Origin of the sequence: Paenibacillus sp. BR2-3 (genome assembly GCF_046529485.1) — a bacterium.
Taxonomy (GTDB): domain Bacteria; phylum Bacillota; class Bacilli; order Paenibacillales; family Paenibacillaceae; genus Paenibacillus_AQ.
The window spans coordinates 737,102-759,232 of record NZ_CP126311.1 but is presented as its reverse complement, the minus strand read 5'-3'; the positions used below and the strand labels follow the sequence as shown (position 1 = coordinate 759,232).

15 protein-coding genes and 1 pseudogene are annotated in these 22,131 nt (G+C 49.4%); 4 read left to right on the top strand and 12 right to left on the bottom strand.

Annotated elements, in window-relative coordinates; all coding sequences use genetic code 11:
• The first annotated feature begins 405 nt into the window (after positions 1-405).
• The 3 genes from PaeBR_RS03580 to PaeBR_RS03570 are packed head-to-tail and all read left to right on the top strand — an operon-like array spanning position 406 to position 4,172.
• Positions 406-1,023: a nucleotide exchange factor GrpE gene (locus PaeBR_RS03580; RefSeq protein ID WP_410513539.1), complete on the top strand. Its 618-nt coding sequence runs from the start codon at positions 406-408 to the stop codon at positions 1,021-1,023.
• Positions 1,020-2,876, top strand: a complete 1,857-nt coding sequence (locus tag PaeBR_RS03575; RefSeq protein WP_410513538.1) for an Hsp70 family protein — start codon at positions 1,020-1,022, stop codon at positions 2,874-2,876. The genes PaeBR_RS03580 and PaeBR_RS03575 overlap by 4 nt, the downstream gene beginning before the upstream one ends.
• A 15-nt stretch (positions 2,877-2,891) precedes the next feature.
• On the top strand, positions 2,892-4,172 hold the full coding sequence (locus PaeBR_RS03570; RefSeq protein WP_410513537.1) for a DnaJ domain-containing protein: 1,281 nt from the start codon (positions 2,892-2,894) through the stop codon (positions 4,170-4,172).
• 1,197 nt (positions 4,173-5,369) lie between these two features.
• Here PaeBR_RS03570 and PaeBR_RS03565 read toward each other — a convergent pair.
• The 11 genes and pseudogenes from PaeBR_RS03565 to PaeBR_RS03515 all read right to left on the bottom strand — a co-directional run bounded on the left by PaeBR_RS03565 (position 5,370) and on the right by PaeBR_RS03515 (position 19,397).
• On the bottom strand, positions 5,370-6,098 hold the full coding sequence (locus PaeBR_RS03565; protein WP_410513536.1) for an SWIM zinc finger family protein: 729 nt from the start codon (positions 6,096-6,098) through the stop codon (positions 5,370-5,372).
• A 21-nt stretch (positions 6,099-6,119) separates the two neighbouring features.
• Positions 6,120-8,813 carry a DEAD/DEAH box helicase gene (locus PaeBR_RS03560; protein ID WP_410513535.1) on the bottom strand — a complete coding sequence of 898 codons (2,694 nt, stop codon included), beginning with the start codon at positions 8,811-8,813 and terminating at the stop codon, positions 6,120-6,122.
• 180 nt (positions 8,814-8,993) lie between these two features.
• On the bottom strand, positions 8,994-9,650 hold the full coding sequence (locus tag PaeBR_RS03555) for an IS630 family transposase (RefSeq protein ID WP_410515064.1): 657 nt from the start codon (positions 9,648-9,650) through the stop codon (positions 8,994-8,996).
• A 14-nt stretch (positions 9,651-9,664) separates the two neighbouring features.
• Positions 9,665-9,862, bottom strand: a pseudogene (locus PaeBR_RS03550) (helix-turn-helix domain-containing protein); the annotation flags it as partial.
• 18 nt (positions 9,863-9,880) lie between these two features.
• Complete coding sequence (locus tag PaeBR_RS03545) at positions 9,881-10,123, bottom strand: hypothetical protein (RefSeq protein ID WP_410513534.1); 243 nt, start codon at positions 10,121-10,123, stop codon at positions 9,881-9,883.
• Between the two features lie 82 nt (positions 10,124-10,205).
• On the bottom strand, positions 10,206-10,862 hold the full coding sequence (locus PaeBR_RS03540) for an IS630 family transposase (RefSeq protein ID WP_410515063.1): 657 nt from the start codon (positions 10,860-10,862) through the stop codon (positions 10,206-10,208).
• 14 nt (positions 10,863-10,876) lie between these two features.
• Positions 10,877-11,335: a helix-turn-helix domain-containing protein gene (locus PaeBR_RS03535; RefSeq protein WP_410510947.1), complete on the bottom strand. Its 459-nt coding sequence runs from the start codon at positions 11,333-11,335 to the stop codon at positions 10,877-10,879.
• Positions 11,336-11,635: 300 nt separating this feature from the next.
• The gene (locus PaeBR_RS03530; RefSeq protein ID WP_410513533.1) at positions 11,636-16,081 is read right to left on the bottom strand and encodes a chromosome segregation ATPase; all 4,446 of its coding nucleotides are present in this window, start codon (positions 16,079-16,081) and stop codon (positions 11,636-11,638) included.
• On the bottom strand, positions 16,065-16,844 hold the full coding sequence (locus PaeBR_RS03525; protein WP_410513532.1) for a DUF6063 family protein: 780 nt from the start codon (positions 16,842-16,844) through the stop codon (positions 16,065-16,067). Before PaeBR_RS03525 ends, PaeBR_RS03530 begins: the two co-directional genes overlap by 17 nt.
• Positions 16,828-18,357, bottom strand: coding sequence for a replicative DNA helicase (locus PaeBR_RS03520; protein WP_410513531.1), 1,530 nt, complete (start codon positions 18,355-18,357; stop codon positions 16,828-16,830). The genes PaeBR_RS03525 and PaeBR_RS03520 overlap by 17 nt, the downstream gene beginning before the upstream one ends.
• Positions 18,348-19,397, bottom strand: a complete 1,050-nt coding sequence (locus PaeBR_RS03515) for a Wadjet anti-phage system protein JetD domain-containing protein (protein ID WP_410513530.1) — start codon at positions 19,395-19,397, stop codon at positions 18,348-18,350. Before PaeBR_RS03515 ends, PaeBR_RS03520 begins: the two co-directional genes overlap by 10 nt.
• Positions 19,398-19,526: 129 nt before the next feature.
• On the opposite strand from PaeBR_RS03515, the gene PaeBR_RS03510 reads away from it, so the two are divergent.
• Positions 19,527-19,805: an AAA family ATPase gene (locus PaeBR_RS03510; protein WP_410513529.1), complete on the top strand. Its 279-nt coding sequence runs from the start codon at positions 19,527-19,529 to the stop codon at positions 19,803-19,805.
• A 256-nt stretch (positions 19,806-20,061) separates the two neighbouring features.
• Here PaeBR_RS03510 and PaeBR_RS03505 read toward each other — a convergent pair whose 3' ends face one another.
• Positions 20,062-21,516, bottom strand: coding sequence for an ATP-binding protein (locus tag PaeBR_RS03505; protein ID WP_410513528.1), 1,455 nt, complete (start codon positions 21,514-21,516; stop codon positions 20,062-20,064).
• Positions 21,517-22,131: the final 615 nt, after the last annotated feature.

The window sequence follows — 22,131 nt, the reverse complement described above, 5'->3', positions numbered from 1 at the left end:
GGCCGGATATAATGAATTTAGTGGTATAATTTCACTTGGCAAAGACAGTAGATCAATCAGAATCGGAAACAATGATCTCCTCTATTTCCTTTCGCGGGAACCTTCTGTCTCTGTTATACCGTATGTCTTTAAGAGTTTTGTATTATTATTATTATAGCAAATGAGTACCAACAAGGCACAAGGGAAAGTTGATTTCAATGGGCTCGTGCCGACAAGTAGATTCGACAGGAAACGATGGAAACCTCCAAAATTTGTGAAAATATTGGGGTGGCAGAAATGAAACTTTTGCAAAGTAGTTCTTGTTTATTCCTTCTCACCCTTACAAATAGTATAATCAATCTGAATGCAATCCGAGAAGGAAGTCAGAAATCATCAACATCCTTTTCGTGTTTAGGAGGCTACCGAATGTGGTTTAAAAAACGAATAGACATCTTAGCAGCAGAGGTGGATGGTCTTCGTCAATCCGTGCAAAATTCAGCCAGTCTGGCGGAAGAGAAATCGGCGGGAATCGGCGAACAGTTGACCAAACTGACCAGACTTACTTACAAGAACGGCAAGGATACTGCAGACAAGCTGGACCGTATGGCAGAACTGTTGGCACAGAGTGATTCCGGATGGAAAGTGGCTTTCGAACAAGAGCAAGCTCAGCGGACCAAAGATCAGGGAGTCATGCAGAGCACGGCCGCAGCTATGATCCAATGGGTTGATGATCTGGATGCGGTGATCGAAGGAACAGGAAATTCCCCGATCGAAGGCTGGGAGCAGGTGCTGCGCCACTGGCTAAACCAGCTGCTGGAGCACCTGACAGCACTGGGAGTCCATGAAGTACTGGTGTATGGCCAAACCTTTGATCCCAGGACATGTGAGGGTGCAGGCACGGTACCGGAGGCTGACATGCCTGACGGCACTTTATTATTCCCGTATCAAGTCGTGCGCGTTCTGAAAAGGGGTTACCGGCTAACTGATGGTGCGCTGATCCGCAAAGCACAGGTCATTACCATTGAAGAGGAGAAACCAAGATGAGTGAAGAGAATTTCTGGAGGCCCATAGTAGGTATTGATTTAGGAACGACCAATTCAGCCATTTCGTACATACGCAATGGCAAACCCGAGATCATCCCTTCGGCAAAAGGAGAGTTGCTCCTTCCTTCTGTTGTTCTGATTGATCCGCTTGGTAATATTGTCGTAGGCAAGGATGCGAAGGATGCGCTTGTGGCGATGCCGGACCGATCCATTGCAGCGGTAAAACGGAAAATGGGATCCTTAGACAACATAACGATCGCCGGGGAATCATTCAGCCCGCAAGAGATATCAGCGCTAATCTTGAAAGAATTAAAACAGCAGGCGGATCAGATGTATGGCGAAGGCGAAAAAGAAGCGGTAATCACGGTGCCCGCCTATTTCACTGATGAGCAGCGTAGAGCGACGAAAGAAGCAGGTGAGTTGGCCGGATTCGTGGTGGAGCGCATTATCAATGAACCGACAGCCGCCGCTTTGTCCTTCGGATTAGAGAATTTGCAGGGAGACCGCACTTTCCTGGTTTATGATCTGGGGGGCGGAACCTTTGACGTTTCCGTCGTCGAGATGTTTAGCGGCGTGCTGGAGGTCAAAGCCTCTACAGGCGACCGGATGCTGGGCGGCGAGGATTTTGATTGGCGGCTGGTGGATTGGTTTGCCGAGAAAATGATCTCACAGTACGGAGTAGATCCACGGGAGGACATTCGGGGTAAGGCTGCACTCAAGGAGGAAGCGGAACGGGTAAAAATAGTGCTCAGCAGCGAAACGTCTGTTTCGGTCATGCTTCCCCTGGTCACAGTGAAAGATAACCGTCCGATCGGGTTGACGGCAGAGGTCAGCAGGGAACAGTTCATTTCACTCATCGAGGACTTGATTGTCCAAACACTGGAAAGAGTGACGGGGGTCTTGCAGGAGGCCGGTGTAACGGCAAATGCAATAGACGAAGTACTGCTGGTAGGTGGCTCTACGCGTATTCCCTACGTGCGAGAAGCTATCCGTTCCCTGCTTGGGAAAGAGCCTCGTTCCGATGTAAACCCCGATGAAGCGGTAGCTCTCGGCGCTGCCGTACAGGCCGGTCTGAAATCCGGCTTGCTCTCGGAGAGCGGCCTCATCGCTACGGATGTAGCGCCTTTTTCGATGGGAATCGCCGTTCTGAAAGAATCTGTCTCAGTCCGGGCCCGCCCAGGCGGATTCGCCCCTGTCATTACCCGAAATACAACCATTCCGGTGACGCGCTCCCAAACTTTTTACACCTCGGCTCCAGGCCAAACTGCGGTCTCGATTGAGATTTACCAGGGTGAGCATGAATGGGTCAAGCATAATCACTTCCTTGGTGAATTTATGCTTGACGGCATCCCGGAGAATTGGGAAAATTATGAAGGGATCAAGGTTACTTTCCGCTATAATCTCAACGGAATTCTGGAAGTCGCGGCAGAGAGCGTAAGCTCCGGCAAGCAAATGTCCGTCACGGTGCAGGATGCGCTCAACCGCGACAGCCGCGAGGTGTTTGAAGAAAGTGCCCGCCGGTTGCAGAAATTGTGGGAAGCTGTTCCCGACGAAACTGATGCCGACGAGGACGAAGACCTTGATGATTGGGACCTCCCTCCCGGCGAACTGGATGAAGATGACGGAGAATGGGACAGTGAGGAGGATGATCTGACACCCACCCTCGCACATGAAGACGGAAGGATATTGGCGCAGCGCGGACATAATGCTCTGGCGGTTTTGAAAGATACGGAACAAAAAAAGCTGAGTCAAGCCTTGTTGGCATTGGATGAAGCGCTGCAGGGAGAAGATGTGGAAGCATTGGAGCGCGCTATGGAAGCAACAACTGATTTGTTGATCGAACTGGAACTGTAAGGAGGAGGACTGGCGATGCCGAGTGAAGACAACAGTAAACCTAGGAAGGGCCCTACTAGAAAACGGAAAAACACTGCCCTATCGGTGGAAAACCATTATAAAATATTAGGGGTGCGCGTGAATGCGACCCCCAATTCAATCAAGCAGGGCTATATTGCCAAGATCAAGGAATTTCCGCCTGAGCAGTTCCCGGAAGAATTCCAGAAAATCCGGAGCGCCTACGAAATTTTGCGGGACCCGGCTAAACGCTCCGAGTATGACTTTACCCGCAAATACGGGGATTCGGTGGATTCTCTGCTCATGAAAGGGATCGAAGCGGAACAAGCGGGAGATGACACTGTTGCGGAAACGTGTTACCGCAAAGTGTTGGAAATCTCTCCACTCCATATCGGAGCCAATGCCTCCTTGGCGAGAGTTTATCTCTCCAGAGACCAGATGGCACTTTTCGAGACTCAATGGGCGAAATTAATGGAGACTACGGACAACGATCAGGAGCATGTCGCCGCCGCTACACTGAAATGCCAATTTTTGCTTGAGTTTGAGAAATATGAAGCAGCTCTGCAGCATATGCAGGATTTGGACAAGCATTACCGCAGTCAACGTAAATACTATATCTTCTATCTTGCGCGCGTTCTGGACCTGAACGACAAGAGTCAGGAGGGCTGGCGTCTTATCGAGGAGACGGCTCCGGATGTGAAGGAGCAGCAACCGGGTGACCTTACTTTCTTTATCCACTGGGTCCTGGCCATGTTCGATATGGAGAAGCGGCAATTCTGGAGCAAGGTCAAGCAGAGGTTCCGAATATTCCTGCGTTCGTTAACCGATCCGGATGACAAGGAATTCGCTGTGGACACGCTGCTGGAAGAAAGCCGGGAATTATCGGACTCCAAAGCTTTCCGGGAGGCTCATATTTTTGCCGAGCTGGCCTACTACCTGGATCCGAAGAACCCGGCAGTGACGGAACAAAGGCAACTTGTGCGCAATGGTGCCAGCCTGATCAGTGAAATAGATCGCCTTGTGAAAGACTCCCAAATCTACCCTGGCGTCATTGTCAAGGCAATCTCGTTCTTCGCTCAGGAAACTGGAGTTAACGACTTGGATGACCTTGAAGAGTCCTTTCTTCCACCAGAAATGCTGCAAGAAATGGATATGTTGGCTGAATTTATGTTGTCTGGAATCAAACTATTGCAGCGGAAATACCCTCTTGTCTATCAACAATACAAGCATCAATGGGATAAATTAGCCAATGAGAAGGCCTCCGGACTGAACCGGGAGGCCCGGAGACGTCTGCGTTAAAAAACGCAAAGCTGGAAAGCTTGCGAAGAGGAACGGAGTTTCCAAGGACACCCAAGAAAGTATACCGTTACCGGAGGCGGGCTCTCGGCATTCCCCATACCTCACAGCATAAGGATTAGGCCTAGGCCTAGAATTTATTGATTTAACGATAAGCATGTGAAACGAAGTGCCTTGCCAAGGATCGTATAGGAGGCCTTTCGGTCTGCTTGGTTACCTCTTCTCCTTTTCCAGGAAAGGGTAAACGGGCCGCTTGATGAAACAGTGAAAATAAGTGTATGAAATACAACATTATTCGTCAAATGTACTCTACAGCATGTAAATGTTGTATCGAATGCAGGCCTGTTGATTAACCAACAATTGGTATCTTGTTGTCGATACAATAACATTACTCATTCCGCTTTCAAGAGCTGTAACAGAAGCAGACGAGCAAAAGCGGCAAAGGACATGTGAATATAACGACTTTGACGGTCTGTAGTGTGCTCACGTTACACACTTAATTGCATTCTGTGCAACTATATGGGAGAAAACGGAGTACATCTTACTTACAATTGCATTTCGTGCAACTAAAATAGAGAAAATATCCGTTTTCCCGCCATTCTCCGCTAAATAGTTGCAGCATGTACAACTAAGTTGCTTTATGTTGACTTACGGCGAGTAATAATTGCACCAAGTGCAACTATAGGCGGATGAGGTCCGCCAGAATCTGGTCTGCCGGAATCAGGTAACCGTAGGCGGCCTTTTGTATCCATTTTTTGTATAATCAACACACCTGTATCGAATGCAACATTTATCTATTACAGAGTCAGAAACATGAGAGAATTTTGCATTTAATACAACAATTTAATCTCTAATCCGTTATTTTTTTATGAAATGTTGTAAAAATTACATGATTATAGGTAGCGAAAGCAGCAGAAAAAGCCGATAGACGGATGGGCGGACTACATATCTCTTATTTTCGTGCTGATGCCCTAAGGGAAGCAGAAGAGGACAGAGGCTCCGTTATTCGTGGATACAGAGCCTTATTGAGCCGAATTCGGCTCAATAACTGTTCTTGAATGAGATGAACCTCTTCAAAATTCGTCAAGCGCTAATTCTAATCATCAAATAACCCGCCCTGGATTGCTCCAGTGACGGGTTATTATCATTCTCATTTTCTCGCCGATCAAACACATGATCTTGCAAATGGATTCGTGAACTCTATTCCACCTCAATACCGAACACATCCGAAATATCGGCACCGACCATAACCCGGCGTCCTCTTCCCTTGGACTTTCCAAGCATTGCTTGCGACTTTTGTGTTAACGACACTGAAATGAGGTCGTCTACATTGACGCTTCGGAGTACAAAAAACAAAGCAGAATCCTCGTCGAAACGAGCACCAACACCATAAAGGGCCGCTGCCACATGCTTGCACATCTTCGCCGAGTCGGGACAGCTGCATGTCAGAGTAATCTCCTTGGGCGCTGGAAACAACCCTTTACCTTTAACCGTAAAAAGCTCAGAGAGCCCCTTTGGAAATTTGCCCGCTATTAGTTCCTGCAGCGAATCTATTTTTCCTGCACATTCCTTCACAACCACATCCCATGTTTCCTTCGAGAGGGGGGCTATCGTAATCTCGATCTTATACGGCTTTGAAGTACTACCCTGAACAAGCGCGCTTATCTTGCCCTGCGTAATTTGCAGATCAAGCACCGCCCCGTGCCGAACATAACTGCGGCCTCGCTCTATCCGATTCGAATAGTCCGAATAGCTCTCCAGATTGTTGCTCCATGACTTTCCCCACCATGTTCTCGTTATCGTTCGTCCTGTAATAACAACTGGTGCAATCCCCGGACTTTTCTTTTTCAGCTTCTCAATCGCCTTTGCTGCTTTTTTCTTCTTCTCACCAACGGGAACATATTCCGGATATCCACTATAAAATGCCATGTTCGTTTCTCCCTCCCAAAACTATATAGACAGCCTCATTAAATCCATAATCTGGTCGTTATCCATTTCCGTAATCCAACTCTCCTGTATATCCGGAACAATCTCGCTCGAAAGCTTCATTTTATCTTCAATCATTTGATCGATTTTTTCTTCGACCGTACCCTTTGTTATAAACTTGTGAACAATGACGTTTTTCTGCTGCCCGATTCGGAATGCCCGATCCGTCGCCTGGTTCTCTACAGCCGGATTCCACCATCTATCGAAATGTATGACATGATTGGCCGAGGTCAGATTCAGTCCGACGCCGCCCGCTTTAATGGAAAGCACCATGAACGGTACATATTCCTTCCCCTGAAACTCAGCTACAAGGTCCTTGCGCTTATTTACCGCCGTCTCTCCATGCAGCACAAGCCCCTTATGTTCAAAAATCTGTTCGAGAAAGGCACGCAGCGACTCTGTTATTTCCTTGAATTGCGTAAAAATAATAACCCGCTCACGCTTCTCATAGATCGTCTCACAAATTTCCCTCAGCCTCGCATACTTCCCGCTTTCCTCCTCCGCGTATACCTGCTGGCCCAGGTATTGATCGGGATGATTGCATATTTGCTTGAACTTCATTAACGCTGCGAGCACAAGCCCTTTGCGCTCAATCCCTTTCTCTGTCGACTCGATCCTCAGCTTCAGCTCCTGTACGAGTTTATTGTACAGCACGACCTGTTTTTTCGTTAGCGTCGAATAGGTCTTCATCTCGATTTTGTCCGGTAAGTCGGTAATAATCGTTTTGTCTGTCTTCAGTCTTCTAAGAATGAACGGACTTATGACCTGCTTCAATCTTGTATAACCATTAACAGATTCGCGCATGCTCTTCGTAAATTGTGTAAACTCCTTGGCCGTTCCGAGCAAGCCCTTGTTCAAAAAATCAAATAAGGACCATAGATCGGATAAACGGTTCTCAATCGGTGTACCCGTCATCGCGATCTTATAGGAAGCCTTGATTTGCTTCACCAGCTTTGTCTGCTTCGTGCCCGGGTTTTTGATCGCCTGAGCCTCGTCCAATATTAACGTATCCCATGCCCGTTCCGTAAGCCATTCATATTTGGAAAGCATGCCATAGGTCGTAATAAATAGCTCATGCTCCTCCAAGCTTCCGTCATTCTCGGCTATTTCCTTATTCTCAGATGGATGGTAGACATAATATTTCAATGAAGGAGCAAATTTCCCGATCTCACTCATCCAGTTCCCGATGAGCGACGCTGGCACCACCAGCAAGGCCTTCTCCTGTTTCCGCGTCCGCACAACATTCAGCAGCGCAATAACCTGAACAGTCTTACCCAGACCCATATCATCAGCAAGGCATGCTCCCAAACCCAGCGTTTTCATCAAATAAAGCCAGTCAAGGCCCCGCTCCTGATAGGCGCGCAAGCTAGCATGAAAATTGTCCCCCGCGGATGCAAGCGATTCTATCTCATCCGGATGTGTCAGACGGTTAATAACCGAATCGAGCCATTCTCCATTCGTTACATCAAGCTCTACCGCTTCCTCGGATATGTCGAGCATTTTACTTCCATTTAATTGCAGCCGCATCGCATCGACCAGGCTGAGGCCTGATTCGTCCATCAATTGCAGTGCCTGCTCATAGGCTTTGAGTGCTTCCTGCAGCCGCTTATGGTTAACCTCTACCCACTTGCCTTTAATGAACGCGAGCCCTTCTTCTTCTGCCAGCAACTGCTTCAACTCATCGGCAGTAATGGCTTCTCCGCCTAGCCATAGCTCGGCATTAAAACCTAATAACACATCCATATCCATATGAGATGGCTGCTTGTCACCTACACTGACAGTTAATTTAAGCGCATCCGACTTATTTTTCCACCACTTGGGTATGCGGCACAAAATGCCGGCTTCCTCATACAGCAATACTTCCCTTAAAAACGTATACGCCTCATCCGCAGTCAAGCCGATCGGATGAAAGATATCTCCCGATTCTAGCAGCTCTGATATGAATGCACTTTTCTCCGATGCTTTATTGACTGTTGATAGCAAGTCAAGCAGCTTTCTATTATTTTCGCCGTACTCCATGAGCGCATTCTTTAGCGGGAGATGCCTGGATTTACCTTCTGTCGAAAGTTCAGCCGCATAGGTCGACAAGAAGGAGAAGGGGTACTCCTCCCCTTCCTTCTTATTCTCTACGAGATGGAAGTATACTCGTCCTGCAAGATGAATCGGGTAGTCACTGGCCATGAATAGCTGCGCAATACTGCCCTCGTAGTTCTGTATTCTATGTCCAAAAGCTCTATGAAGCGCTTCCCAAGCCTTTTCCATCCAGCTTTGGTCCAAATATTGCGAGCCTATTAAATAAGGTGCGTTGTATAGAAGCTTTTCTATTTCCCCTTCCTCAAGCTCAGCCTTGGCATTCTCTCGCAGCGCTTCAATATCCGGATTTTGCGCAAGCTTTCTTACGAAGGAAGCCGCGATACGAATAAGGTAGCTGAGCGATTCCGACATCGCTTCGGAGTTCTTCACAAATCCCAGCCTGAACCAAAACTGTTCATAATGCTGGCGATAATGCCTGAATATTTCATCCTGTACAGCAAGGGCACTGCTGTCCAGCTTCTGATTCGCAGCCTGCCAATCCAGCTCAAACAGCCCATCAGGATGAATAATCGCAATGAGCTGTTTTTTCCGGCTATCGCCAATATGATCTGAGTCCGTCAACATCTTGCATCACTCCATTTAGAAATATACGCCATTAATCCTTTGTCCACCTTTGTCTACTCATTTCATCATAGCATAAACTATAAATGTGATGGGAAAATCCAGATCGATTAAGCCCATTAAAAGTCAGACAGCCGGTCGGTATCTCCTTCATACAAGTTCATCCCTAGTACCTTGACCGCATCAAATTTCAGGGTATAAATGTTTCAATTTGCCTCTGGCCTGCTGAGTGGTAAAGTGCCACTCCACGGACTTTTGTGCCTGGTTGCGATCGACTTCCCATGCCGTGATTTCGCGTTGCAATTGTTCGATAGAGCCGATGCGCCGATCCAGACATTGGATCGTCATAGAACTCAGTTCAATTTCGGCCATGTTTAGCCAGCTTCCATGCTTGGGAGTGTAGTGGATTTCCAATCGTTTCGCTAAAGATAAGGCCTGTTCTGGCGGAAAGGTTTCATATAACGAAGAGATTGTGTGCGTGTTCAAATTGTCCATGACGAGCCGAACCCGTTTCGCATCGGGATAGTGAACGTCCAGTAATTCCTGGATTTGAAGTGCCCAATCTGCCTTGGTTCGTCTTTCGCTTGCCTGTACGTGACGCCATCCAGCTAACGGTTCCGTAAACAAAAACACACTGCAGCTCCCCTTTCGTACGTATTCGTAATCTTCACGCCGCACTTGCCCAGGTTTCATCGGTTCGGATGGACGAGAATCCTCCAGAAGCTGAATCGGCTGTTCGTCCATACAAATTAGTGGGATTTCAGGATCGTAAGGCAGGGCATACGTCTCCAAAACATCCTCCATTCGGGCGACAAATTCGGCGCTGGACTTGGCGGGAATACACCATTGTTTCTTTAAGTGAGGCTTAAGTTTCGTTTTTTTAACGTGGCTCGAATCGTCTCTCGTCCCACCGATTCTATAATATTCAGTTCGATGACCCGGCGCGTCAATAGACGAATGGTCCAGCGAGCATAGCCCACCGGCGGCTCGGAACAGGCCAGTGCAATGATCCGGGCCTCCAGTTCTCCGGTAATCACAGAGGGATGCCCCGGCTCCGACCGTTTTCGATACTACAATGTGGCCTCTAAGCCGCGGGTACAGTAACTCTTCACGGTATGATGAATCGTGACGTCACTAACACCAACTCGCTGGGCAATCTCCATCTGCTTGGGAATGGCTCCTTGACTTTCATCTACCAGCATGAGGATGAGGCAGCGATTTCGAATTCCCCGTGAAGTCTCCTTCGCATGAAGAAGTTGCTGAAGCCGTTCGCGTTCTTCGTCTTTCAGTTCAACCACGTATTTTTTGTTCATTGGTAAGCCCTCCCATTTGACTCTATATGGAGAGCTTAAAGGTAATATTATTCACGGTCAAGGTACTAGTACCTTGACCGCATCAAATTTCAGGGTATAAATGTTTCAATTTGCCTCTGGCCTGATGAGTGGTAAAGTGCCACTCCACGGACTTTTGTGCCTGGTTGCGATCAACTTCCCATGCCGTGATTTCGCGTTGCAATTGTTCGATAGAGCCGATGCGCCGATCCAGACATTGGATCGTCATAGAACTCAGTTCAATTTCGGCCATGTTTAGCCAGCTTCCATGCTTGGGAGTGTAGTGGATTTCCAATCGTTTCGCTAAAGATAAGGCCTGTTCTGGCGGAAAGGTTTCATATAACGAAGAGATTGTGTGCGTGTTCAAATTGTCCATGACGAGCCGAACCCGTTTCGCATCGGGATAGTGAACGTCCAGTAATTCCTGGATTTGAAGTGCCCAATCTGCCTTGGTTCGTCTTTCGCTTGCCTGTACGTGACGCCATCCAGCTAACGGTTCCGTAAACAAAAACACACTGCAGCTCCCCTTTCGTACGTATTCGTAATCTTCACGCCGCACTTGCCCAGGTTTCATCGGTTCGGATGGACGAGAATCCTCCAGAAGCTGAATCGGCTGTTCGTCCATACAAATTAGTGGGATTTCAGGATCGTAAGGCAGGGCATACGTCTCCAAAACATCCTCCATTCGGGCGACAAATTCGGCGCTGGACTTGGCGGGAATACACCATTGTTTCTTTAAGTGAGGCTTAAGTTTCGTTTTTTTAACGTGGCTCGAATCGTCTCTCGTCCCACCGATTCTATAATATTCAGTTCGATGACCCGGCGCGTCAATAGACGAATGGTCCAGCGAGCATAGCCCACCGGCGGCTCGGAACAGGCCAGTGCAATGATCCGGGCCTCCAGTTCTCCGGTAATCACAGAGGGATGCCCCGGCTCCGACCGTTTTCGATACTGCAATGTGGCCTCTAAGCCGCGGGTACAGTAACTCTTCACGGTATGATGAATCGTGACGTCACTAACACCAACTCGCTGGGCAATCTCCATCTGCTTGGGAATGGCTCCTTGACTTTCATCTACCAGCATGAGGATGAGGCAGCGATTTCGAATTCCCCGTGAAGTCTCCTTCGCATGAAGAAGTTGCTGAAGCCGTTCGCGTTCTTCGTCTTTCAGTTCAACCACGTATTTTTTGTTCATTGGTAAGCCCTCCCATTTGACTCTATATGGAGAGCTTAAAGGTAATATTATTCACGGTCAAGGTACTAGTTGTACTTCATACACTTATTTAGTGTAAATCGGTGTTTTGGAGACTAATAATTGCACATTATGCAGCTAAAAACTGGGAAAAGGGCCTTTTAACTCCCCTTCTCCGGATATAGCTGTACGAAATGCAATTAAAAAGGTATTCGGTGAGTAACACCAGCTTTTAATTGCACATAGTGCAGCTAAAAGCAAATTAATAAAGTCGGGCCTATAGCATAATATTGAGAACTACCTTCAAAACAGCTCCATCTGCGTCACCCTGCTTCCCAAGCGCTCCAGCGTTTCCGGTTCATGATCCTGGAAATAGGCGGCCTGGATCTGCTGGACGGCTTCGATCACTTGCTTGGAGGCGTCCGACGTATGACGTAGACGACAGCTATAGACAATTGGGAAATAATCTTGCAAAAATTTGCCTTCCACATGGGCGGTGAGCGCGATGATCTGAAATCCCAGCTGTTCGGCGATAAAAAAGACCGGGCTTAGCACATGCTCACTCGAAGCTTTGCCAAACGGATTATCCAGAATTACCGTCCGATGGCGCTTCATTCGGCCCTGAATGTACTGCTTTCGCTCCGCCACATAATTGAGCAAACCGAGGAACAGGGTCATGTTCTTGCTCCACTTTTCGCCCCCGGACCAGCGGTTCGATTGTTCCCAGGAATAAGCGACCCGGCTCACCTGCTGATCGTTGCCTACCTTGCGGCAGCTTACTTTCATGCCTTCGCCCATCATTACGATCTGCAGCAGCTGTCTGGCATCCAGCCATTTCTCCAGATCGCGGCGGATCAGGTTCTGCTGGTCTTGTCCGCTAGCATCCTGCCCTTCCATCTCTGCATACCGCTCCAGTCGGGTCATGATCCAGTCGATATGCTTGCGAATTCGTTCCTTGCCGTCCTGGTCCTCCCACGAGGGAATAGCAAAACTGTATATTTCCTTCCAGCCGTCGTCACTTTTCACCCGCGTTTTCTTCGGAATTTCCTTCAGTTCCTGCACAATCAGCTTCAAATGAGCGTGGATATGCTGTATATATTGCTGCAGCCCCCGGTCATGCGTTTGCAGGTCTTGTTCCCAAAGATGAATCGCCATCTGGATGCGCTGATCCATGGATTTCTGGAAATCCATGATTTCGGTATAGCTTTCCCTCGTTTCAATGCCCTGGAGCGTCATCTGCCTCATCTTGACGTCCTTCACTTCACTGCCGAAAAAGTCCTTCAGGCGCTGTCGGCCCTTGTGGACGGACCTCTGTTCCTCGGACAGCCTGCCATGGCTTTCACTCAGCTGCGTGATGCAGCGCCGGGTATACTCTTTCCGCTTATACCTGAATTCGGACACCTCATTCTCGCCGATGATGGTCGTGGCCAGCCTTACATCCTCCAGCGCATGCAGCAGCAGATGTTTGTTCCACAGACTGAGGATTTCATCAAATTCCTGTCCCTGGCGCTCCAACTGTCGCTGATGCTTGCGCAGCTGCTCCTGTTCACCGCCGAGCGACTTCTCTTCTTCCCGGATGCGCTGCTCCACTGTGGATAAAGGCTCAAGAAATATCTCCGGTACTTCCTGCGGATATTGCCGCTGAAATTGCTCCCGCAGCTTAAGAAGTCCTCCCTGCTTATTCTGCAGCTCCCGATCCATCCGGCGATATTCGTTCTCTACCTTGTCCAGTTGCCCGGACACATGCCCGATCTCTGTCCACAGTGCGGATTTACGCTCTTCCACATCCAGCGGCAGCTCCATATCCGGAAGCAGCTCCGGATGTTCGAGCTTCAGCCGCTCAAGGCCTTGGCGATAATCCCGCTCTCTATCGCGTTCCATAGCCAACTGTCTGTCCAGCTGAGTCCGCTCCTGGGCGATCTTAAGACGCTGCAGTTCGAGGCCTCTGCGTTCCTCTTTCAATTGCTCAAGCGATTCTTCGGTTCGCTCCATTTCGCATTGCAGAACTTCCCCATACCGTTCATCTCTCCTCAGCAGCTGCCGACCGTTGCGCAGGTCCTGCAGTTGCTGCCTTAGACCTTCCACCTCCACTTGGGCCTGCTGGCGTTCTTGGTCCAAAGCGCCAAGTTGCTTCTTCATCAGCTCCATTCGGCCATGAAGAGGGATCGTCTCCTGTTCGAGCCGGGCAACCTCGCCTGCGAGGTTCATATATCTTCCACCGGCCTGAATCAGCTGCCCCAGCCGCAAAATCCGTGCGGTCATCTCCTCTGCCGTCCCCCTGCGGGACTCTTCGGACTGCCGATTTGTCTTCAGCTTATATTCCAGGTTCTCAAGCTCGCGAACCCGTTCAGCCAGCTTCCCTTGTTCCAGCAGGCGCTGCTGCTCCAACTCCTGTTGAACCTGCAACGGAAAACGCTGCAGAAAAACGTTGAATTTCCGGTTTGCGTTCTGCCAGTTGACCAGTTCGTTTTCGGCGCTCTCCCGCTCGGTTCTGACCTGTTCCGCCTGTTCGGACAACTGTGCCTTCCATAATTCGAACCGCTCGGACCGTTCATTCTCTGCCCAATGCGCCGGAACGACCCATTCCCCGAAATCAGGCCGCCGAACGACCTGTCCCTGCAGCAGCTCCGCCGCTTCCCCGGTGCTCAAGACCCGGATGGGAAAAGAATATCCTTCCTTTATTCCTGCAAGCTTGCTCTTTAAAGTCTCTTTCTCATAATCTGTAGTAATCAGCGTTACCGCCCACAGCCGGTCGGCATGTTCACCGCCATCCGTATATCCGGACAGATCATTAAGATATTCCGTACCGCGCTGCAGCAGGGAGAATTGCTGACCCCATTGCCGGCACAGTCTGGAAACAACAGCATCGGCAAAGAAAATCTCCTGCTCCCCGTGATCATCCACATACCGGAAAGCGAGCCTTTCGGACATCAGCAGCCGACTCTTCCGCCCCCTCAACCGCTCGATCATTTCCTCCATGTGCTCCCGGATCGAGGTCTGCTTCTCATACAGGGAGCCAGGACGCTCCCAGGAGCGCCGCAGTCCGGCTAGCTCCAGCCTAAGCGCCTCCTGCTCCGCCCGCAACTGTTCCTCCTGCTCATGGAATCTGGCCAACTTCCGTTCGCCCTCCGTGCGCTCCTCACCAGCTTCCCGGCGTCTGTTCTCCAGCAAACTTCGCTCCTCTACCAGCCGCTTCAGCTCCTGGAGGAGTCCCAGACGCTCCTGTTCCTGCTGCTGCTCTTCGCTGATCCACAGCGGCATCTGCTGCTCCACCTTCTCGATCTGCGGATTGGCCAACAGTTCCCTGGAGATCCCTTCTTGCTGCTCTCTCTTGATTCGCCGCTCGGTCTCTTTCTCGGCCAGCTGCCGCTCCAGACCCCGCAGCTCCTGCTCCAGACTCCGGCATCCATCGCTGACAGCTTCGGTCCGCTCCTGCGCCTCCTCCAACTGCTTCGCCTTGATGGCGCCTTTTTCTTCCAGCTCCTGCTCCGCCGCTGCAAAGGCATAACGGAGCTTCGCCCCGTTCTTCTCCCAGTTGCGTTCCAGCGCGGCTTCGTCCTCCGTATAAGAGAGACTTGCCAATTGATGCTCAAGCTGCCTGATGGCCGCCTGTACGCGGATAGACTTGTCCCGGATTTCGCCGTATTGCAAAGAATAATACTGCCGCCGCTCCTGATGCAGCCGCTCCTTCGTACGGCCTCGTTCCTCTTCAACTGTAAACAACGAGGTTTCCAGCGCGTCCATCTCCAGCTCTTCGCGTTTGATTAACAGCGACTGACGCCTCCGAAGTAGCTCTCCATGACGCCGGTTCAAATCCGCTTCCAGTTCAGCCGTCCGTTCCCGCTCCGCATCCAGCTCCTTGCGCTGCTCTTCGGACAGTTGCCAATACGCCTTAGCTTCACCGCGGATTCCATCATACTCCCGCTGCCGCAGGTCCAATGCTTCATACAGCCGGACATACCCTTCCAGCTCCTGCAAGACTTTGGTATTCTCATCAATCTGTTCCTTGAGCTGCTTGTAGTTCTCGAAGCCTTCCCTGTGCGTCTCGAACATCTTGGCAAAGGAGCCTTGCTCATACCCCTCGATGGACCGCTCCACCGTCGGAATCAGCAGTCGGTCGAACAACTGATTGGTCATTTTGCATTCATCAAAAAAAGCTTCAATGCCGCCCTCGGTATCGTTGATCTTGGCAATGGCTTCCCATTCGCCGGAGATGATCTGAAACCGCTGCTCCAGATAAGCCTTGTACTCCTTGATTGTCTGGAAGGTCTTCGCCTGCAGGGAGTAGCGCTGCTCCATGGAAGCGTAGTAGTCCTGCATTTCACCCTTGTCCGCAGCCCGGTGTTTGTTCATATAGGGTCTGACAAAAGGAAGTTCGTCAATGCTGTGTGCGTCATGCTCTCCATATTCGTAGACATAACGGAAGGAGTCGACGCCGGTTCCGCTCTGAAACAAGCTGACACAGGTCAGCGCATATCTGCGGCGCGGCTTGTCATTCAGAATCCATTCAATCGCCACATGTGCGGGTCCGTGATCCAGCGTCAATGTGTCCTTTATTTTGCGTCCGGCCAGATCGGCATGGGGCAGTACCGCCTGAATCGCCGTCTGAATAAACACGGTTTTGCCACCGCCATTCTCCAGCACCACCGCTCCGTTATGTCCGTCAAAAATAAACGTCTCATCATTGTACCTCTTGTTCCCGCCTTCATAGATTACATGGGTAAAACGGATCTTAGCTATCGATGGCATCGCCGGTCTCCTCCTTAACGGGCTGCTCCTGCTTGCGGCCACCCTCAAACTGATACAGAAACTGCAGAATGCCCCTGTTATTTTGCAACTCCATGAAATAGCGCTGGACGATTATTTTACTTTTCTCTGTGATGGCCAGCTCGCCGTCGCCGATCTGCTCCGCCAGTCCCTGATCCATGAGAAACCGTCTGGCGGTATCCATAAAGCTCATCCGGCTGATGGTATTTCCGCTCTGCCTTTTGGCCGTCTCCCTGATGTCATCCATCGCATCCCATTTCTCGATAATGAGTGCCCAGTTGTAGGAGAACTCTTTCTCATACTGCCTAAGCCGCTCTGGATCATGCTCCTTAAGCCCTTCTACCCGCTCTTGGACAAGCGACAGCCATTCATCCATTCGGATAAAATCCCGGGTCGGCTCAATCGTCTGGTAGCTGTCATAGAAAGCGCCGATAAAGGCGATAATCGCCACATAGAGCAGATACAAATCCGCATTGACCGCTTGGGCGCGCAAATATGTCTTCTTCAAATAATCATTGGATACGTGAAAAGGCGACAGGCGTACAAGCGGCACCAGATGCAGCTGATTCCCCACAGGCAGCGCGACGCAGTCCACCTCCCTGGCGAACTGGTCTACCAGTCCCCGCACCTCATCGTCTGCCAAATACTGCTGCAGCCCTTCACGCTCTGTCAGCCCCTGACGTGCCAGCTCCGCATAAATCCGGAATGCCTTCAATACAACCTCATTCTCATAAAGCACCGGCATCATCTCCCCATGAAATATTCATCTCCTGGATGGAAAACCGCCCGCTGGCACGGACGATTCCCTGCCCCTCCCGCACCCGCAAGGAACGGCCCCCGAGTCTTTGCAGCGCTTCTTCCATCCCGTTCACCTGTTCTCTCTCTTCTCCCTTGGAACCCGCGAGCACCGGGCTCCGCTGATGAAGAATGAGCCAGAAATCATAAAATGCGCGCAGTTCCAGCAGCCTTCGCCTGTCTTCCCGCTCCCTGTACGTCTCCACCAGCTCCGACAGTCGCACACTGGACAGCCGCTCCAGCGCCAGAATCAAATCCTCCATCAGTAGTGCAAACAGCTTCCCTCTCTGTTTGACGAATTCATTACGTGGGTCTTCCTCGGCAGCCTCCATAAATTCCTCTTCCCGGCTGTCCTCCTCACTGTCCCCGGCAATGTTCTGCTCGCTGAATACCGTAAGCAGCGACCAGGACGGCCGTTGCTCCAGCCCCATAAAAGGAGACAATACACCACGCAGCGCCTCCAAAGGCAGGGGCGAACCGAAGATGAGGCTGCTCAAATCCTGATCAAAGTTAAAGGAGTTCATTCCCGTGTAATATAACGATTCTTTAGCCGCCTGAAGAGCTCCGGTCCTCAGCTGCATGCTTCTCTGCAGCAGCATCGTATGCTCGCCGTGCACTTTCTCAAGCTCCGCCGAAATGCGAAGTATGTATTCATAGGCATGATGCTGCTTGTCCTGAAGCGTGTCCGAATAGATGCGGTCCTTGGTCTCCTTAACGAAATCCCGCAGCTCTTCGAACTCTTCATTTTCCCTTTGCAGACGGATGTAGATATCGTCAAGCAGCGAGCTGTATTTCCCCAGCGTATCCTCGGAAACGATACTGCGTTTGATCTCATGGCTGAGCTTGACCATACGTTCCTGCAGCGTTTCCACATCCACCCGCATCTCGTTAATCTGGCGCAGCGCTCCCTGGAACTCGCCCTTCTCCAGCTGTTTACGCAGCACCAACTGGTGAATCGAGAGCTGGAACTCGGCATAAAACTCTTTGGTGGCAAAGACGAGCTCAAGCCCGTCTTCATCTAGCGCATAGAATTGCGTATTGCTCTTGCTGTCAAAGGCGCTGGCTCGCAGTATGGACGTATAGACCTCATCCTCCTGCAGCGTCTCCCAATTGTAGAAAGCGAAGGCTCTCTTCTTCCCTGAGGTTGGGCGAAACACGCCGATCACGGAGCGGGCCAAATCCTCATAATCCTCCTCGCTAAGCTGATACCGCCCGTTCGTCACCTGCCCCAGATAGCTGGCCAAATCCTTCACGCCGGCTCTCGCGTTGCGGATCAGCTTTTGCTCGAAAAAGAACAGCAGCGTCAGCAGCCCCAGCTCCATCATTTCGATACTCTGTCCCTGACCGTCACTCTGTTTCTTGCGCTGCAGCTCAAACAGAGGATCGAACAACGCGACCTTGGCCATCCGCTCCTGAAAGCCCGCCAGCGCCTGGTTCACATCTCCCATTACATTCAATTCCACGGTGTGTCCCTCCATATGGCCTGCAATTCCCTTGTAGATAACGTCTCCTGCGGATAATACTGTCCGTCTGACAGACAGTGTTCCATTTGCGTTTTATCTCTCTCGGAGAAAAAGCTTGTAAAACTGCTCAGCGCCTTCGTATTCGGCCTCTGGTACTCTTTGCCCACGGCAGGAGCCTTGGCGATGCACGCCCGGTAAAAGGCGAGCGCCGGAACGGCCTCCACCTTGCGCGCCAGGTCGCTCCAGATCTGTATTCCTTTATGATCAATGTCTCCAAAATAATAGAACTGGTGCTTCCGATCCGGTAGTGGATACTGCTTCGGAAACATCTCGATATTGCCAGTGATTTTGTTGCCGCAGCCGTAGATTAAAGTGTGAAAAACTGTGTCCGGCAGCGCCGGCAGCAGAGCCTGAAACGTTGTTTTATTCTCCACGATCAGGTGAAGGCAGGGTTCCGATTGGGGTAGAGCTTGGAGCGAAGCGAGATACTCCGGGTTCACTGCCATCATTAGCGGGTCATACTCCGCCGCAACCATCAGCCTGTCCCACAGTCCGATTCGTGTCAGCAGCGCCCTGCCGCCGTTGTCGGTGATCCATTTCTCGTCCTGCACAATAGCGTAGCTTCGCTCCGGTGCGGCGACGATATGATGAGGCAAACCGTGTTCCTTCAGATAAGAGTCGATCAGCCGGAGATATGGGATGTCCTGCTCCAACGCCACCTCGCCGAGCGAAAAATACCGGTCCAGCGAAATCAATGGATGCAGCTCCAGCCTGAGCCGGTGTACCCGCAGTTGAAAATCACCTCTCAGCTTGGTGCGTTCAATGCGGTAGCGCCGGGCCAGATCGGGTGATCTTCCAGTCCTGCCCTCCGTTTTTACCTCGCTGAGCACACCTTCCCGCTCCAGCTCCTGCACTGCCTCGGCAAAGACTTCATACTCTACCGCTTCCCCCGCAAACCATTGCTCCAGCTGCTCCAGCCGGACGGTCGCCTGCTTTCCCGCGCTGATATAGCCTAACATTTTTTGCTTCACTTCGTTCATGTGTCAGCTCCTGCTAAGGGTGAAATTTGTCTTGTTTTGTTGGGATTGATGATTTGATTATAGCAATTATAGGGAGAGGGGGGAGTGAGAAGTTGTTGGAAAATAAGTGGAGTGAAATAAAAACATGACATGGAACAAGCAACTGAAGATCTGGACGTTGAGGCATTCAAGCTCAATACAGCAAACGAAAACAAACCTGGTATGTTTGAGGTTGTGTTTATTCATCAAAATATCCTCTATAGATACGGATTTGTTGCTGATAAAAAACGCATTTTCGAAGAATGGTTGTTTAACCGTCCTCAGTTGAATAAAAACAAAGAAAATGTCCCAGGTCCATCTCAAGCTTTGCTCTTTGGTTTACTGGCCTTGCCTTGGCGTATGCGCATTAGCAGGAAAAACTCCCTTTAATTCAGGCATTAAACCGTTTTCAAGATAATTAAAAGGAAATTATACCTCTAAATCCGGCCATAATGAGGCGAATATCTGCTTCTGCAAATAACAATTAAGTCTGTTTAGAGTTGCTTTAGAGTTGCTTTAGAGTTGCTTTAGAGTTGCTTTAGAGTTGCTTTAGAGTTGCTTTAGAAGTTGCTTTAGAGTTGCTTTAGAGTTGCTTTAGAGTTGCTTTAGAGTTGCTTTAGAGTTGCTTTAGAGTTGCTTTAGAGCTTTAGAGCTTTAAGATATAGTGTAGTTTCGGGTCTGTTGGCTTTGAACCGATACGTTCTAAGTATCCTTCCTCAACGAGTGATTCCAGTATTAATTTGGCTGTCACTCTGCTTCTTCCTATAAAATCCCCAAAATCCTTCGTAAAAACTTTCTTACGAATCGAGGCTAACTCTAAAGCCTGTCTTTGTTCAGGAGAAAGGTCAAGCCACCGTTCCCCTCCGATGCTTAATGCTACCGACGACTCTCTCCGTAACCGCCGCACTTCAATGTTATTTTTAAGAGTCAGAGTAAAAGTCTGATCTGTTTCTGCAAGTTCTGGCGGTTCCAGATGAAACAGTTGCATTTCATCGTATATCCGGTCAATTCCTTCGCCCCAGCGACGTACGTATTTGAACTCAGATAACATAACTGCAATTCTGGGGTTTCTCGAATATCTTAGATCTTTAATGTTATGCAAGCGAATCATACCTGGAAGTTTCCCAGGACTTTCAAACTCTAGTCGGTCATCGTACATTCGTATCATAATTTCGATTCCGCCTAAATTATATGCCCTGTGGGTGACGGCATTAACTACAGCTTCAACCCATGCAAATTCGGGATATTCCGGTACCGTATCGAATATTCCCATCTGCCCCAAAGCGGTAAAATCTCTTAATTGGATTTGGACGACTTCTTTCGTACGTTCAATTTGCTTTACTAAAGGTCCCTCGAACATATACTCCTTAACAACATTTGCTCTCGTTCCAGTCTTAGCCTTCATCCCTTCGAACCTGATAAACCGGATGCAGGCTTGCGGCAGGTAAGTGCTTGGGTTTTTAGCGAGCAACAAAACTCCGGCAACTCGCATGATCAGGTTGCCGTTTTTATGGACAGCAAGTCCACGATTTATCAGAAGGTTGATTAAAGTGCCGCTGTATCCGGTAAGTTCCTTATACCGTTGGAATATCGTATCGTCGAGGTCATCCAAACTACAGTCTGGGATCTCTTCAAGCTCATAATGTCTGTTCCCTTTATCATATTCGAGAGCCCTGCGTGTTTCTCCCACTATATGAAGGGTGGAATCACCTTTTCGATAGTAGATCTGATCATCTGTTGTTGTGTGCAATCGCTCACTTTGCTCAACATGTAAGAGTAATAACCGATCCGGTCCTCCCTTTATGTTTTGAATAGAGATTTCTTCTGTCTTAACCAGAACAGAAGGGACACAAAGAGTGAGGGACACTTTCATCAGAGCGTTTATTTTATCTTGTCCTACATGATCAATGCCTTGCAACTCTTTACTGTTAGTCTGGCCAATAACCAATACTCCACCGTCGGCGTTTGCGAACCCAACAATGTGTGTGGCTAAGTCATTAAAAGCAATGTTAGCTCTCTTTCTGTCAAACCGTTGATCTTCTTCCGCAGTTTGCAAAAATTCTTCTGTGATCCGCGGATCGTATTGGGACAAGATAGACATTAGCAAATCTCCTTTCCTCATGTCATTACTATTATTGCATTCGTACGGATCTTATAAACTAGATTTGAATTGAAAATTCACGATTTCGAGAGCCTTTCATAACTTTTGACCACATCATACTTCGATTGATCTGAGCCCAGCTTAGTAAAGTACTTGAATGTACACTTAATCTTCGCTATTCTTTAGCCTGCCAAATTCTTTGAAGATACTCTAGCAGTATCAATCCACCCACTTTATGAAGCGGCTCATTCTCCCTTTCACAGTTGAATAATTGAATGCATCGGCGGTCAGTCCCACTATATATCTTTCATATACACCCTTTCTCAGCCAGAACCCCCCGAATGCTTGGAACGATTTGAACTTTCAACTCCATGGGAGAGTTTAGAAAAAAAATATATCGCTCTGTTTCCTTCAATGTTTCCAACAAGTAAACTAACTCTTCGAAGAATTTAATAATCAGCGTATCGCAGAATTGAAAAAAATCCATTAACGTAGACGTACTCTTGCGTTCACGCATCGATAATAAGGCTTCATTCCTATCCAAAAGATACAATCCGTTCAGTAGATGGGCTACCGTAGAAAGACATTCTTTCGCGGCTGCCTGTTTTCTTCTGC